This window comes from Aggregatibacter aphrophilus ATCC 33389, assembly GCF_900636915.1.
Classification (GTDB): domain Bacteria; phylum Pseudomonadota; class Gammaproteobacteria; order Enterobacterales; family Pasteurellaceae; genus Aggregatibacter; species Aggregatibacter aphrophilus.
Genome location: NZ_LR134327.1, coordinates 94,807 through 109,385, shown reverse-complemented (window position 1 = coordinate 109,385; position 14,579 = coordinate 94,807). Strand labels below are relative to the sequence as shown.

16 protein-coding genes are annotated in these 14,579 nt (G+C 41.6%); 5 read left to right on the top strand and 11 right to left on the bottom strand.

Annotated features, from left to right (window positions below):
- Position 1 precedes the first annotated feature (1 nt).
- On the top strand, positions 2-1,273 hold the full coding sequence (locus EL144_RS00580) for a heme biosynthesis protein HemY (protein ID WP_005702817.1): 1,272 nt from the start codon (positions 2-4) through the stop codon (positions 1,271-1,273).
- Positions 1,274-1,330: 57 nt separating this feature from the next.
- Here EL144_RS00580 and EL144_RS00575 read toward each other — a convergent pair whose 3' ends face one another.
- Positions 1,331-2,059, bottom strand: a complete 729-nt coding sequence (locus EL144_RS00575) for a 7-cyano-7-deazaguanine/7-aminomethyl-7-deazaguanine transporter (RefSeq protein WP_005702816.1) — start codon at positions 2,057-2,059, stop codon at positions 1,331-1,333.
- 444 nt (positions 2,060-2,503) lie between these two features.
- On the opposite strand from EL144_RS00575, the gene EL144_RS00570 reads away from it, so the two are divergent.
- The 3 genes from EL144_RS00570 (at position 2,504) to EL144_RS00560 (ending at position 3,649) form a co-directional block, all read left to right on the top strand.
- Positions 2,504-2,695: a hypothetical protein gene (locus EL144_RS00570; protein ID WP_404799774.1), complete on the top strand. Its 192-nt coding sequence runs from the start codon at positions 2,504-2,506 to the stop codon at positions 2,693-2,695.
- Between the two features lie 173 nt (positions 2,696-2,868).
- Positions 2,869-3,450 (top strand): sigma-70 family RNA polymerase sigma factor, encoded by a 582-nt coding sequence (locus EL144_RS00565; RefSeq protein WP_005702813.1) that lies wholly within the window; start codon positions 2,869-2,871, stop codon positions 3,448-3,450.
- Between the two features lie 10 nt (positions 3,451-3,460).
- Entirely contained in the window at positions 3,461-3,649 is a 189-nt protein-coding gene (locus tag EL144_RS00560) for a zf-HC2 domain-containing protein (RefSeq protein WP_032994717.1), read from the top strand.
- A 40-nt stretch (positions 3,650-3,689) separates the two neighbouring features.
- Here the strand turns inward: EL144_RS00560 and greB are convergent, their stop codons facing one another.
- Positions 3,690-4,169, bottom strand: coding sequence for a transcription elongation factor GreB (greB, locus tag EL144_RS00555; RefSeq protein WP_005702812.1), 480 nt, complete (start codon positions 4,167-4,169; stop codon positions 3,690-3,692).
- 114 nt (positions 4,170-4,283) lie between these two features.
- On the opposite strand from greB, the gene EL144_RS00550 reads away from it, so the two are divergent.
- Positions 4,284-6,599, top strand: coding sequence for a Tex family protein (locus EL144_RS00550; protein ID WP_005702811.1), 2,316 nt, complete (start codon positions 4,284-4,286; stop codon positions 6,597-6,599).
- 163 nt (positions 6,600-6,762) lie between these two features.
- Here the strand turns inward: EL144_RS00550 and tuf are convergent, their stop codons facing one another.
- From tuf to rpsF, 9 genes are all read right to left on the bottom strand, one after another.
- Entirely contained in the window at positions 6,763-7,947 is a 1,185-nt protein-coding gene (gene tuf, locus EL144_RS00545; protein WP_005702465.1) for an elongation factor Tu, read from the bottom strand.
- 63 nt (positions 7,948-8,010) lie between these two features.
- Positions 8,011-10,113: an elongation factor G gene (gene fusA / locus EL144_RS00540; RefSeq protein WP_005704767.1), complete on the bottom strand. Its 2,103-nt coding sequence runs from the start codon at positions 10,111-10,113 to the stop codon at positions 8,011-8,013.
- Positions 10,114-10,227: 114 nt separating this feature from the next.
- Positions 10,228-10,698 (bottom strand): 30S ribosomal protein S7, encoded by a 471-nt coding sequence (gene rpsG, locus EL144_RS00535; protein WP_032995369.1) that lies wholly within the window; start codon positions 10,696-10,698, stop codon positions 10,228-10,230.
- 152 nt (positions 10,699-10,850) lie between these two features.
- Positions 10,851-11,225, bottom strand: a complete 375-nt coding sequence (gene rpsL / locus EL144_RS00530) for a 30S ribosomal protein S12 (RefSeq protein WP_005543325.1) — start codon at positions 11,223-11,225, stop codon at positions 10,851-10,853.
- 484 nt (positions 11,226-11,709) lie between these two features.
- Positions 11,710-12,825 (bottom strand): DNA-processing protein DprA, encoded by a 1,116-nt coding sequence (dprA, locus tag EL144_RS00525; protein ID WP_005704764.1) that lies wholly within the window; start codon positions 12,823-12,825, stop codon positions 11,710-11,712.
- Positions 12,826-13,079: 254 nt separating this feature from the next.
- Positions 13,080-13,529, bottom strand: a complete 450-nt coding sequence (rplI, locus tag EL144_RS00520; RefSeq protein WP_005702287.1) for a 50S ribosomal protein L9 — start codon at positions 13,527-13,529, stop codon at positions 13,080-13,082.
- 15 nt (positions 13,530-13,544) lie between these two features.
- A complete protein-coding gene (gene rpsR / locus EL144_RS00515; RefSeq protein WP_005541294.1) occupies positions 13,545-13,775 on the bottom strand; it encodes a 30S ribosomal protein S18 in 231 nt (76 codons plus the stop codon).
- A 12-nt stretch (positions 13,776-13,787) separates the two neighbouring features.
- A complete protein-coding gene (priB, locus tag EL144_RS00510; protein WP_005704762.1) occupies positions 13,788-14,114 on the bottom strand; it encodes a primosomal replication protein N in 327 nt (108 codons plus the stop codon).
- Positions 14,101-14,478 (bottom strand): 30S ribosomal protein S6, encoded by a 378-nt coding sequence (gene rpsF, locus EL144_RS00505; RefSeq protein WP_005555822.1) that lies wholly within the window; start codon positions 14,476-14,478, stop codon positions 14,101-14,103. Before rpsF ends, priB begins: the two co-directional genes overlap by 14 nt.
- Between the last annotated feature and the right edge of the window lie 101 nt (positions 14,479-14,579).

The window sequence follows — 14,579 nt, the reverse complement described above, 5'->3', positions numbered from 1 at the left end:
CATGATTAGAGCGCTATTTTTAATGTTGTTATTATTGGCTGGGTTAATTGCCGGACCGTATTTATCTGGCAAGCAAGGTTATGTCCGTATTGAAACGACCAATCACATCATCGAAATGTCTCTTACCACTTTAGTGATTTTCTTCGTGATTTCGTTGGCCGTGGTGTATAGCATTGAAGCGGCGATTAGCCGTTTTTGTAACCTAAGTAATAACACTTACAGTTGGTTTTCTCGCCGTAAGCGTGTGAAGGCGCAAAAACAAACCTTGGAAGGGTTAATGCGTATGGATGAAGGGGATTATTCCAAAGCGGAAAAACTCATTGGCAAGAATGCCAAACATTCCGATGAGCCGGTGTTGAACTTCATTAAAGCAGCTGAAGCTGCACAACAGCGCGGCGATGAGTTCAGTGCCAATCGTTATTTGATTCAAGCCACGGAAATCGCCGGCACAGATAGTCTCATTTTAGAAATTGCCCGCACCCGTATTTTATTGCAACAAAATAAATTACCAGCAGCTCGTAGTTCAGTAGATAGCCTGTTAATTATGGCAAGCCGTAACAAAGAAGTGTTGAAATTGGCAGTGGATATTTATTTGAAATCGAAAGCTTATCAAGCCTTGGACAATATTCTTGAGCAAGTGGAAAAATCCGGTTTGTATTCCGCCGAAGAGTTTGAAAAATTACAACGCCGGGTGGAAGATGGCCTGTTAGATGAAAAAATGAATGAAGATGGTGTGGATGGTTTATTGGATTGGTGGGATGAGCAACCACGTAAACGTCGCCACGATTCTTACGTCAAACTTGGATTAATTCGTCGTTTGGTTGATGCCAATGATCATGAATCCGCTTATGAATTAATGCTGGAATTGGTGAAAACTTTGGATGACGACAATAGTCCGTTAACTCAAGGTTTATTCAAACAAATTAGCCGTTTGCAACCGGAAGACAATAGCAAATTGGTAAAAATGGTTAGCAAGTGGGCAAAAAGTGCCAATCCAACGGCACAATGCCTCGCCAATCGTGCGTTGGGTTATTTGTATGTGCGTAACAATGATTTCGCCAAAGCGGATGAAGTGTTTAAAAACCTGATTGCTAATAAAGACAAATTAGAGCCGAATGACATTACGATGGCTTCTTATGTATTTGAGCAAATGGGTGATAAAGCGGCAGCGCAGCAGTTACGTGAAGAAGGTTTAAAGTCAGCCATGTCGGTGCCGAATTTGGCAACGGAAGAAACAGCTGAAAAACCGACCGCACTTTTAGCACAAAAGTAACCTTCTTTCAAAAGCAAAATGCCCTGATTGTTCAGGGCATTTGTTTATCTGTTAGAGTTATTGATTTTGTGGCAGCTCCATTTCTGTTTGCATGGACGCCGTCAGTGCTTTTATTTTACGGAGTATCATGTTTAGTACTACACCGTAAGCCGGCACGAATAATAGCAAGCCGATAAAGAGTTTAAACAGGTAATCCACAAAACCAATTTCCATCCAATGTTCTGCCATAAATGGATCGCTGCTGGCATAGAATGCAATGGCGAAGAACAAGTAGGTATCCGCCATTGAACCGAATATCATAGAACTGGTTGGTGCAATCCACCAAGTTTTCAATTGGCGTAAGCGATTAAACACCAACACATCCAATAACTGACCAAATACATAAGCGCAGAAACTTGCTAGGGCAATACGGAAGACGAATAAGTTAAATTCACTTAATACGGATAGTCCCTGATATTGGCTGTCAGAAAAAAGAGTAGAAACCAAGTAGCTGATAATTAACGCGGGAATCATGACAATAAAAATAATCCAACGCGCTTCTTTCGCACCGAACACCCGCACGGTTAAATCTGTGGCTAAGAAGATAAACGGGAAAGTAAGTGTTCCCCAGGTGCTGTGAAACATGAAGTCTTCCTGCGCACCAAATAGTGTTAGCGGCACATGAACTTCAAAAGGAATTTGCACGAAATAGTTGCTGGCGGCAATGATAAAAATGTGAAAGAAACTGAGTAGAACTAACGCTCGACGTTTTTGTTGATCGTTAAAGATCGAAAATGAGTGTGTCATTTGTTTTACCTTTTTAGTTTAAATTGGGGTTAGGGAACCCAGTGAATATGTGATTCTGCAAAAAATGCAGGGCGCAAATGATACTGCATCAAGAAAATAATTCAACCGAAAATAGTATCACCTCTAGATCGATGATATGAAAAAATGTTCTAAAATCGAAAATATCGCTTTATTTAAGTATGATTTCTATAAGTTTTATTCTTTATAATCAAATGGATATTTTATGTTTAAGATTTTTAAAAAGAAATTTCAATTTTTTTGTAAGAAAATATTGTTTAACTCCGTCTAATGAAGCAATAGGAAGATCTGATGATTTTTCTATGAGATAACGTATTTCTAATTAAAGATAATCAACCTTACCTTATAAAGGAGTTTATAATGAAAAAAACAGCATTGTTATCAGCATTAGTAGGTGTATTTACTATGGCAGTAGCGACTCAAACTATGGCGGCAGACATGCATGATAGTAAATCTATGAACCATGAAATGATGAAGGATGGTAGCATGATGGACCACAAAATGGATAAAACCATGAAAGATGGCAAAATGATGGACCATAAAAAAGATAAAATGATGAAAGACGGCAAGTCTATGGAACATAAAATGGAAAAAGAGATGAAAGATCATAAAATGTGATTTTTACTCTAAATAATTATAAATAATCGTTTTTGGACTTGTAGTCACAAGTCCTTTTTTTCGCAAAAGTTAACCTGTTACTAATAATTGTTTATTTTTGAGATATTGTAGGTGCGTTGTCGCTATATAATGATAGAATATACTCCCTTCTACTCATTAAAATGGATTCAAAGATGCAATTTTCTTTTCAACATATTTCATCTCAACAAATTGAGGATATTCGTCAGCAAATGCTTAAGTTTGCTACTTTACAGTTAAGGGATGAAGATTTAGCAGAAGATGTGGTGCAGGAAACATTAGTGAAGGCTTATCAGCATGCTGCCTCGTTTAAAGGGGCTTCTGCGCTGAAAACCTGGTTTTTTGCTATTTTAAAAAATCAAATTATTGATTTGGTTAACTATCGTAAGCGTACAGTGAATGTGTCGGAAATTTACGATGATGAGACTGATGAACCTAATGCCTTTTTTGATCAGAATGGTCATTGGGATCGTGGTTATTTTTCTCCGCAAACCTGGCAGGAACCAGATAATCACGTGTATAAAAAAGAATTTTGGTTAATTTTTGAAGCCTGTTTGGAACATTTGCCCGCTCAGCAAGCCCGTGTGTTTATGATGCGTGAATATTTTGAAATGAAAAGTGAACAAATTTGCCAAGAGTGCGATTTATCTACGTCAAATTTACATGTGTTGTTATATCGCGCCCGTTTACAGTTGCAAGCCTGTTTAACCCGTAATTGGTTTGATAATAAGAAGTAAGGTAGAAATCATGAAATGTCAAAATGTCACCAAATTAATCTCGGAAAGCCAAGAAAAGCCACTTTCGTTGCTCAAAAACAGTCGAGTTTATATGCACTTGGCGATTTGTCCATATTGTCGTGCTTTTGCCCGAAATTGTAAGGAAATGCATAAAATGATGCAGGATTTTTCAACACAGGAAGAGGGGAAGGAGAGCTAATCAAAAAAAAGTGCGGTGGATTTTGACCGCACTTTTTATTTCAGACCTTTTCATACCAAATGCGATTCACATACAGCTGAATTTTGCCGGAAGGTGTTTCTACGGTAATTTCGTCGTCTTCCTCTTTGCCAATTAAAGCTCGTGCTACAGGTGAATCAATAGAAATCCAATTCTTTGCCGGGTCAAACTCATCGCAACCGACCAGCCGATATTGTTTAACTTTGCCGTCTTCGTTTTCCAACTCCACCCACGCGCCGAAAAAGATTTTACCTTCTTGCTTTGGTGAATAATCCACGATTTGCAAGACTTCCAAGCGTTTGGTGAGAAAACGTACTCGACGATCAATTTCGCGTAAGCGACGTTTGCCGTAAATATATTCTGCATTTTCACTGCGGTCGCCTAGTGCCGCTGCGTCAGATACCGCTTGCGTCACCTTAGGGCGTTTTTCTTTCCACAAAAATTTTAATTCTTGGTCAAGTACGTTCCAGCCTTGACGGGTGATGTAATTTGATTTTGCCATGTTAAATTCCTCAAGTGCCGTAAAATTATACCTAAAAAGGAACAAACATTTGAGCCTCTTGTCCAAAAACAGTATTCTATGTCCGTTTTTTTCACCACTTAAGAAGTACACAGAATGTTAAATCAACAAATCAGTCAACTTATCGCGCAGGAATTGAATGTGCGTGATAGCCAAATTCTTGCCGCTATTCAATTATTAGACGATGGCAACACCATTCCTTTTATTGCCCGCTATCGGAAAGAAGCCACTGGAGGCTTGGATGATACGCAATTACGCCATTTTGAAACCCGCTTAATTTATTTGCGCGAGTTGGAAGACCGTCGGCAAACTATTCTGAAATCGATTGAAGAACAAGGCAAATTAACGGATGAATTGCGTGACAAAATCCAAACCACACAAAGCAAAACCGAGTTGGAAGATTTGTATTTACCGTTTAAACCGAAACGTCGCACCAAAGGCCAAATTGCCATTGAGGCAGGGCTTGAACCATTGGCTGATTTACTTTGGAACGAGTCAAAAACAGCTCCGGAAAGCACCGCACTTGATTATGTGAATGCAGAGAAGGGCGTGGCAGACGTTAAGACGGCGTTAGATGGCGCTCGTTATATTTTGATGGAGCGTTTTGCCGAAGACGCAGGATTGTTAGCAAAAGTGCGCGATTATTTAAGCAAAAATGCCCTTATCGTTTCTAAAGTGATTGAGGGCAAAGAGACAGAAGGGGCAAAATTCCAAGATTATTTTGAACACCAGGAATTGCTTAAAAATGTGCCGTCTCACCGCGCTTTGGCAATGTTCCGCGGCCGTAATGAAGGCATTTTACAGTTAAGTTTGAGTGCGGACCCGGAGGTCGAAGAGGGCACTCGTCAAAGCTATTGTGAAGAGATTATTCGTGATTATTTAGGTGTTCGTTTTAATGGCCAACCTGCCGATAAATGGCGTGAGCAAGTGATTGCGTGGACATGGAAAATTAAAGTGTCCTTGCACTTGGAAACGGAACTCATGGCGACCTTACGTGAGAAAGCGGAAGATGAAGCCATTGATGTATTTGCCCGAAATCTGACCGCACTTTTAATGGCCGCCCCGGCAGGAGCCAAGAATACGATGGGGTTAGACCCTGGCCTGCGTACCGGTGTGAAAGTGGCCGTGGTGGATAACACCGGTAAACTATTGGCAACCGATACCATTTATCCGCATACCGGGCAGATGGATCGCGCGATGTTGTCTATTTTCCAATTAATTAAACAACATAATGTAGAATTGATTGCTATCGGGAATGGGACTGCCTCTCGCGAGACAGAGCGTTTCGCCAAAGATGTGATCAAGGAAATTAAAGAAAATAAACCACAAACAGTAGTAGTGAGCGAAGCGGGTGCTTCCGTCTATTCCGCTTCTGAATTGGCTGCGCAGGAATTTCCCGATTTGGATGTGTCCTTGCGTGGCGCAGTATCCATTGCCCGTCGTTTACAGGATCCGTTGGCAGAATTGGTGAAAATCGAGCCGAAAGCCATTGGCGTGGGGCAGTATCAGCATGACGTAAATCAAAGCCAATTAGCGCGTAAATTGGATGCGGTGGTGGAAGACTGTGTAAACGCTGTAGGCGTGGACTTAAACACCGCCTCCGTGCCGTTATTGGCGCGAGTGGCGGGGATGACCAAAACGATAGCGCAGAATATTGTGACATACCGTGATGAAAATGGGCGTTTTGACAGCCGTGAGCAACTGAAAAAAGTACCACGTTTAGGCCCTAAAGCCTTCGAGCAATGCGCCGGGTTTATGCGTATCGCTGCAGGCGATAATCCGTTAGATGCCTCTGGTGTACACCCGGAAGCCTATCCGGTGGTAGAAAAAATTCTACAAGCGACGGAGCAATCGATTCAGGACTTAATGGGCAATGCAGGCTTAGTGCGCCAGCTTGATGCAAAACAGTTTACTGATGAGCAATTTGGTTTGCCGACGGTGCAGGATATTTTCAAGGAATTGGAAAAACCGGGACGCGATCCTCGCGGTGAATTTAAAACTGCCACCTTCGCTGAGGGCGTGGAAGAAATTACGGATTTAAAAGCCGGAATGATCTTAGAAGGTACGGTAACCAACGTGACTAATTTCGGTGCTTTTGTGGATATTGGCGTACACCAAGACGGCTTGGTTCATATTTCTTCCCTTAGCGATAAATTTGTGGAAGATCCGCATCAAGTGGTGAAAACCGGTGATGTCGTGAAAGTGAAAGTATTGGAAGTGGATGTAGCGCGTCGTCGTATTGCATTAACTATGCGTTTAGATGAAAGTGCGGTAAAAAATGACGGAAAATCTGACCGCACTTTATCCGCAAAACCACGTTCTGATAATGCCCGCCAAGACCGTAGCAATCTGCGAGCAAATAATGCGATGGGTAATGCTTTTGCAGATGCGCTGAAGAATTGGAAGAAATAGCAGATTTGGCTAGTTCACTAAAAATATTTAAAATCGTAACCGCACTTTATTGCATTTAAAGTGCGGTCATTTTTTATTGTGTTTTCATGAGATTCATTTTATGAATTCCAACCAAACAAAAAGGCGTATCATTCGATACGCCTTTTCAATTCGGCTTTATCAATTATTTGATAATTTTAGCTACCACGCCAGCACCTACTGTACGGCCACCTTCACGGATAGCGAAACGTAAACCTTGGTCCATCGCGATTGGGTGGATTAAGGATACAGTCATTTTGATGTTATCGCCAGGCATAACCATTTCCACGCCTTCCGGTAACTCGATAGTACCGGTTACGTCAGTTGTACGGAAATAGAATTGTGGACGGTAACCTTTGAAGAATGGAGTATGACGACCACCTTCTTCTTTGGATAATACGTACACTTCAGATTCGAAATCAGTGTGCGGAGTGATTGAGCCCGGTTTAGCCAATACTTGACCACGTTCGATTTCTTCACGTTTAGTGCCACGTAATAATGCACCGATGTTTTCACCTGCACGACCTTCGTCAAGTAATTTACGGAACATTTCAACACCGGTTACGGTAGTTTTCGCAGTCGGTTTGATACCTACGATTTCAACTTCATCACCGGTACGGATGATACCACGCTCAACACGACCTGTTACTACAGTACCACGACCGGAGATAGAGAACACGTCTTCAATTGGAAGAAGGAACGGTTGGTCGATAGCACGTTGTGGCTCAGGAATGTAAGTATCTAAGTGGTTTGCTAATTCAAGGATTTTTTCTTCCCATTCTGCAACGCCGTTTAACGCTTGTAATGCAGAACCACGTACGATTGGTGTATCATCACCCGGGAAGTCATATTGAGAAAGAAGTTCACGAACTTCCATTTCAACTAATTCTAATAACTCTTCGTCATCTACCATGTCGCATTTGTTTAAGAATACGATGATGTAAGGAACACCTACTTGGCGACCTAATAAGATGTGCTCACGAGTTTGTGGCATAGGACCATCAGTTGCTGCTACTACTAAGATAGCACCATCCATTTGCGCCGCACCGGTAATCATGTTTTTAACATAGTCGGCGTGTCCCGGACAGTCAACGTGTGCGTAGTGACGTGTTGGAGTGTCGTATTCAACGTGGGATGTGTTGATGGTGATACCACGCGCTTTTTCTTCCGGCGCGTTATCGATTTGGTCGAATGCACGAGCCGCACCGCCGTAGTGTTTTGCTAATACGGTTGTGATAGCTGCTGTTAAAGTGGTTTTACCATGGTCAACGTGGCCGATTGTACCCACGTTAACGTGCGGTTTTGTACGTTCAAATTTTTCTTTAGACACGATTAAGTTTCCTCAATGTATAAGTCCACAAGCCGGAATGGCTTGTGGATTAGTTAAACAAAATTATTTTTTACGAGCTTCAATAACTGCTTCAGCCACGTTTTTCGGTGCTTCGGCATATTTCAATGGTTCCATTGAGTAGGAAGCACGACCTTGAGTTTGGGAACGTAAGTCAGTTGCATAACCAAACATTTCAGAAAGCGGAACTTCGGCGTCGATTTTAACAACGAATTCATTCGCTTCTTGACCGTTCACCATAGCGCGACGACGGCTTAAGTCACCAATTACGTCACCTACGTACTCAGGCGGAGTTTCTACTTCAACTTTCATGATTGGCTCAAGTAGAACAGGGTTTGCTTTTGCGAACGCAGCTTTGAATGCTAAAGATGCGGCAAGTTTAAACGCCAATTCAGAGGAGTCAACATCATGGTATGAACCGAAGTGTAAACGAACACCTAGATCAACTACTGGGTAACCCGCTAACGGACCAGATTTAAGTTGTTCTTGGATACCTTTGTCAACAGCCGGGATGTATTCACCAGGAATGACACCACCTTTGATTTCGTTAACAAATTCGTAGCCTGGACCTTCTGGCTCTAATGGGTACAAGTCGATTACAACGTGACCATATTGACCACGACCACCGGATTGTTTTGCATGTTTACCTTCTACATCGTTAACACGGGTGCGGATAGTTTCACGATAAGATACTTGTGGTTTACCAATGTTAGCTTCCACTTTGAATTCACGTTTCATACGGTCAACGATGATATCCAAGTGTAACTCACCCATACCAGAGATAATGGTTTCACCGGATTCTTCGTCAGTATGAACACGGAATGAAGGGTCTTCTTGCGCAAGACGTCCTAATGCAATACCCATTTTTTCTTGGTCTGCTTTTGTTTTTGGTTCTACCGCAACAGAAATTACTGGCTCAGGGAATTCCATACGCTCAAGGATAATTGGCGCATCTAAAGCACATAATGTATCACCAGTGGTTACATCTTTTAAGCCGATAGCAGCTGCGATATCACCTGCGCGAACTTCTTTAATTTCTTCACGTTTGTTAGCATGCATTTGAACGATACGACCGAAACGTTCACGTTTTTGACGTACGGAGTTCAACACGGTATCACCAGAGTTAATTACACCAGAATATACACGGAAGAAAGTCAAGTTACCTACGAATGGGTCAGTTGCAATTTTGAATGCTAATGAAGAGAATGGTTCTTCATCACTTGCATGACGTTCACCTTCTGTTTCATCTGGATTGATACCTTTAATTGCAGGAATATCAGTTGGAGCAGGTAAGTATTCAACAACAGCATCAAGCATTGCTTGAACACCTTTATTTTTGAATGCGGAACCACAAGTAACTAAGATGATTTCATTCGCTAATACGCGTTGACGAAGACCTGCTTTGATTTCTTCTTCAGTTAATTCTTCACCACCAAGGTATTTTTCCATTAGCTCTTCAGAAGCTTCTGCAGCTGCTTCAACAAGGTTTTGACGCCATTCTTCACAAGCTGCTTGCATATCTGCAGGAATGTCTTCATAAGTGAAGGTCATACCTTGGTCAGCTTCATTCCAGTTAATTGCTTTCATTTTGATCAAATCAACAACACCGGTAAAGTTTTCTTCTGAACCAACAGGTAGTTGAAGAGGAACTGCATTTGCACCTAAGCGGGTTTTTAATTGATCAACTACGCGTAAGAAGTTTGCACCGGTACGGTCCATTTTGTTAACGAATGCGATACGTGGAACTTCATATTTGTTCGCTTGACGCCATACAGTTTCAGATTGTGGTTGAACACCACCAACTGCACAGTAAACCATTACTGCACCATCAAGAACACGCATAGAACGTTCTACTTCAACCGTAAAGTCAACGTGTCCCGGGGTGTCGATAACGTTAATACGATGTTGTGGGAATTGTTGTGACATACCTGACCAGAATGCGGTGGTTGCCGCAGAGGTGATGGTAATCCCACGTTCTTGTTCCTGTTCCATCCAGTCCATGGTTGCAGCACCATCGTGTACTTCACCGATTTTGTGACTGACACCGGTATAGAACAAGATACGCTCAGTAGTAGTAGTTTTACCCGCATCAATATGCGCACTGATACCAATGTTACGATATCTTTCAATAGGGGTTGTACGAGCCATTATTATTTCCTTGACGATTTCTTATTTAAAATTAAATACGAAATTTTATATATGAATGAGGCTTCACCGCATAGAAATGAGATGAAGCCCAAAAACGTAAATACTAACCGAATATTACCAACGGTAGTGAGCAAACGCTTTGTTAGCTTCAGCCATACGGTGAACGTCTTCACGTTTCTTAACTGCCGCACCTTTGTTTTCGGAAGCGTCGGACAATTCGTTAGCTAAACGTAAAGCCATGGATTTATCACCGCGTTTGCGAGCTGCTTCAACGATCCAACGCATACCTAATGCGTTACGACGAACCGGGCGAACTTCAACCGGTACTTGGTAAGTAGAACCACCGACACGACGGGATTTCACTTCCACGGTTGGACGCACGTTTTCTAATGCCGCTTCAAAAGCTTCTAAAGCTTCTTTACCGGTACGTTGCGCTAAAGTGTCTAACGCGTTATAAGCGATAGATTCTGCGATAGATTTTTTACCATCTACCATGATGACATTGATAAATTTAGCAAGTAATTCTGAACCGAACTTCGGATCCGGTAAAATCTTGCGTTGTTCAATACTACGACGACGTGGCATTGCGAATTTCTCCGTTTCTATAATCTTCAGGGTATCCCAAAACTCGATAAAAACTAACTGCACTTTTTACAAGGGGCTAATTAGATACTGGAGTTTGTGATTTAAATAAGTTTTACTAATTTAGACGTTTGGCCTTACTTAACGGAGATCCATTAAGCTTTAGGACGTTTAACGCCGTATTTAGAACGACCTTGTTTACGATCTTTCACGCCTGCGCAGTCTAATGCGCCGCGTACGGTGTGATAACGCACACCCGGTAAGTCTTTAACACGACCACCACGGATAAGCACAACACTGTGCTCTTGAAGGTTGTGACCTTCACCGCCGATGTATGAGGTTACTTCGAAACCATTGGTTAAACGAATACGGCATACTTTACGTAATGCTGAGTTCGGTTTTTTAGGTGTAGTTGTGTACACACGGGTGCATACACCACGTTTCTGCGGGCAAGCCTCTAATGCAGGAACGTTACTCTTTACAACCTTTTTCACACGCGGTTTGCGTACTAGCTGGTTGATTGTTGCCATTAAAAAAACTCCAGTTTAATAAATTCATTAAAAAATGTTGTTTTACAAATCTGTCCATACAAGAACAGACCGCAGATTTTAATCTTCAAACCGTGTTCTGTCAACTTATTCTAATGTCGCAATCTCGTTATTGCATATAAATAAAAGCCAAAAAAACATGGTAAAAACCGACCGCACTTTTGGTCCTAGGTTTAACTGCTACAATGATAAGGATAGCAAGAGGGAATCGGCGTAAACTCCTCAACTATCGAACGATTAAAACAAGCCTACGAAAAAACCTTACAGCCAATTTACGGTGATGCAATTACCGAAGGCGATGTGGTAGTAGAATATAAATAACCTATTGAAACCCCAAAATGCGCTTAGAATTAAGCGCATTTTTTATTTAAAGGAAATGAAGGCTTATTATTTCTTAGAGGAATATATTAGATCTCATTATGGAATGGTATTTGTTTATCAACGGGAGAGGGTGTGATAACTGAAATTAAGATCGTCGATACAATCCATTCTCACTGATAATTAAATCCTGCAATTCCAATTCTAATAATTGGGTGAGAAGCTGATCTACCGATAACCCCAGCTTCGCCACTAAATTATCAATGCTAATGGGACTATAGCCAATTGTGTCGTAAAGTTGCGGATAGGATGGCGTAACCAGTTCCGGCAACTGCGTGTGGGTTGTTGTTCGGGAGGTAAAGTGCGGTAAGTTTTGCGGACGTTTTTTCCATATCGGAGATGGTGATAAATTTTCCAAAATATCCTCAATATTTTCGACCAACATTGCCCCTTGTTTTATTAACTTATGGCAGCCTTGGCTAAATTGACTTTGAATATTCCCCGGCAAGGCAAAAATTTCCCGGTTTTGTTCTAAAGCATAACGGGCGGTAATTAAAGAGCCGCTTTGTTCCGTTGCTTCAATAATTAACGTGGCTAAAGATAAGCCGCTAATAATGCGGTTGCGACGTGGAAAGTTTTCTGCCACCGGTGGTTGCAATGGGAAGAATTCAGAAACTAATGCGCCATTGTTGGCGATAATTTCTTGTGCCAGCTTGCGGTGTTTGGTGGGGTAAATTTCTTCTAATCCGCTACCTAAAACCGCAATAGTCGGTTGGTTTAAATCTACGGCTGCTTGATGACAAAATCCGTCAATGCCTAATGCTAAGCCACTGGTGATAATAAAGCCATTGGTAGTCAGTTCGGTGGCAAAATATTTTGCCCAGTATTCTCCATAGTTAGAACATTGGCGACTGCCGACAATGGCAATTTGTTGTTGTGATAGTGCCGAACAGTTTCCTTTTACAAATAACACAGGCGGCGCACTTTCGATTTGTTTGAGTAGTTCAGGATAGCTCGGGTGGAAATAATCCAGGATTATGTTGCCTTCTTTTTCACCCCATAACAATGCCGGCTCGATATAACGCATTTCAGGGTGAAACCAGGCCTGTATTTGTTGAGCATTCCATCCCATTTGACGAAAAGCAACGGCGTCGTAATTTTGCAATTCCGTTAAATTTACTTGAGCCAGGATTTTATGAATTGTGGTTGGTCCCAGTTTGGGAATTTGCAATAGACGTAATAAAAGTTCCGGATGATTATTCATGGTTTTCTCGCTCTTGTTCAAAACGCGGGATTATAGGCAAATAGCGAGTGATGAATATTGATGAAAGCAAATTTTGCGATCGGGATCGTAATTTACGAAGAAAATAGAATGAAAGTGATATGGGAGAGTAATAACAGAACTGGGGCAATAATTTTTATAGCTTAAAAACGTTATTTTTTATGACCGCACTTTACGTGCTATAAAAGAACAATAAAAAAACCCGGTAATGAAACCGGGTTTTTTGTATACGTAAATTATTCAGCAACGATAACAACGTTTAAGTGAGAGAAGACTTCACCGTGGAATTGGAAAGTCACTTCATGTTCACCAAGAGTACGGATTAAACCGTTTGGTAAACGCACTTCACTTTTCGCTACTTCAACACCTTTAGCTGTGATTGCTTCAGCGATGTCACGAGTACCGATAGAGCCGAATAGACGACCTTCATCACCTGCTTTAGCCGCGATAGTAACAGAACCTAATGCTTCTAAACGTGCTGCGCGGTCAGCAGCGGCGGCTAATGCTTGAGCTGCTTTCTCTTCTAATTCTGCACGACGTGCTTCAAAATGTTCAATGTTAGCTTTAGTTGCCATAACTGCTTTACCTTGTGGGATTAAGTAGTTACGCGCGAAACCGGATTTAACATTTACTTGATCGCCCACTTTACCTAAGTGTGCAATTTTATCTAAAAGAATTACTTGCATTTGACCTTCCCCTTCTTAGTGATGATGTGTATCAGAGTAAGGTAATAACGCTAAATAACGTGCGCGTTTGATTGCGCGGGCTAATTGGCGTTGGTACTTCGCACGAGTACCGGTAATGCGGCTTGGTACAATTTTGCCGCTTTCAGAAATGTAGTTCTTTAATGTAGCGATATCTTTGTAATCGATTTCAACAACATTTTCCGCTGTGAAACGGCAGAACTTACGACGACGGAAATAACGTGCCATTTGGCTAGTCTCCTAATCTATAAATTCGATTTGCTCGGCATGTAACACTAATTGCGTCAACCCATTATTGAGTTGGTGTGTGGTTAAAAAACCTTGAATTAATATTTTACTGCCGACCGTAATGCCTTGAGTTTTTTCTACTAATTGATTGCCACTGATTTGAACGGGAATTTTACACCACGCTTGTCGCGTTAAATTTGCTTCTTGCTTGGTTGAACGATGTTCCAATAAAAATTGGCAATGTTCGATTCCGTTCGGGCTTTTGCGTCGTTTAGGGTTATTGGCGACAACACCAATAATGGATAAACGATTATCAATATTCAAATTACTCTTCAGCATCCTCAAAATCGTTGGATTCAACTTCAGTTAAAGCTTTACGATCGTCTTTTGCTTTAACCATTGGGGACGCTTCGGTTACGGCGTGCTTAGTGTGAATAACAAGGCTGCGCAATACAGCATCGTTATAACGGAAAGTCGTTTCTAGCTCGTCGATTACTTGTTGAGGCGCTTCTACATTCATAAGCACATAGTGTGCTTTATGTAATTTGTTAATTGGGTATGCTAATTGACGGCGACCCCAATCTTCTAGGCGATGAATTTGACCGCCGGCTTCTTTTACAGAACCGGTATAACGTTCAATCATCCCTGGTACTTGCTCGCTTTGATCCGGGTGGACCATAAACACGATTTCGTAGTGACGCATTACTGCTCCTTACGGGTTAATCAGCCTCCAACGTTAAGACCAGTCACCAATCTTGTGGAAGCAAGGAACTAATTCGGACGTGACTGAGGGCGCAAATTATA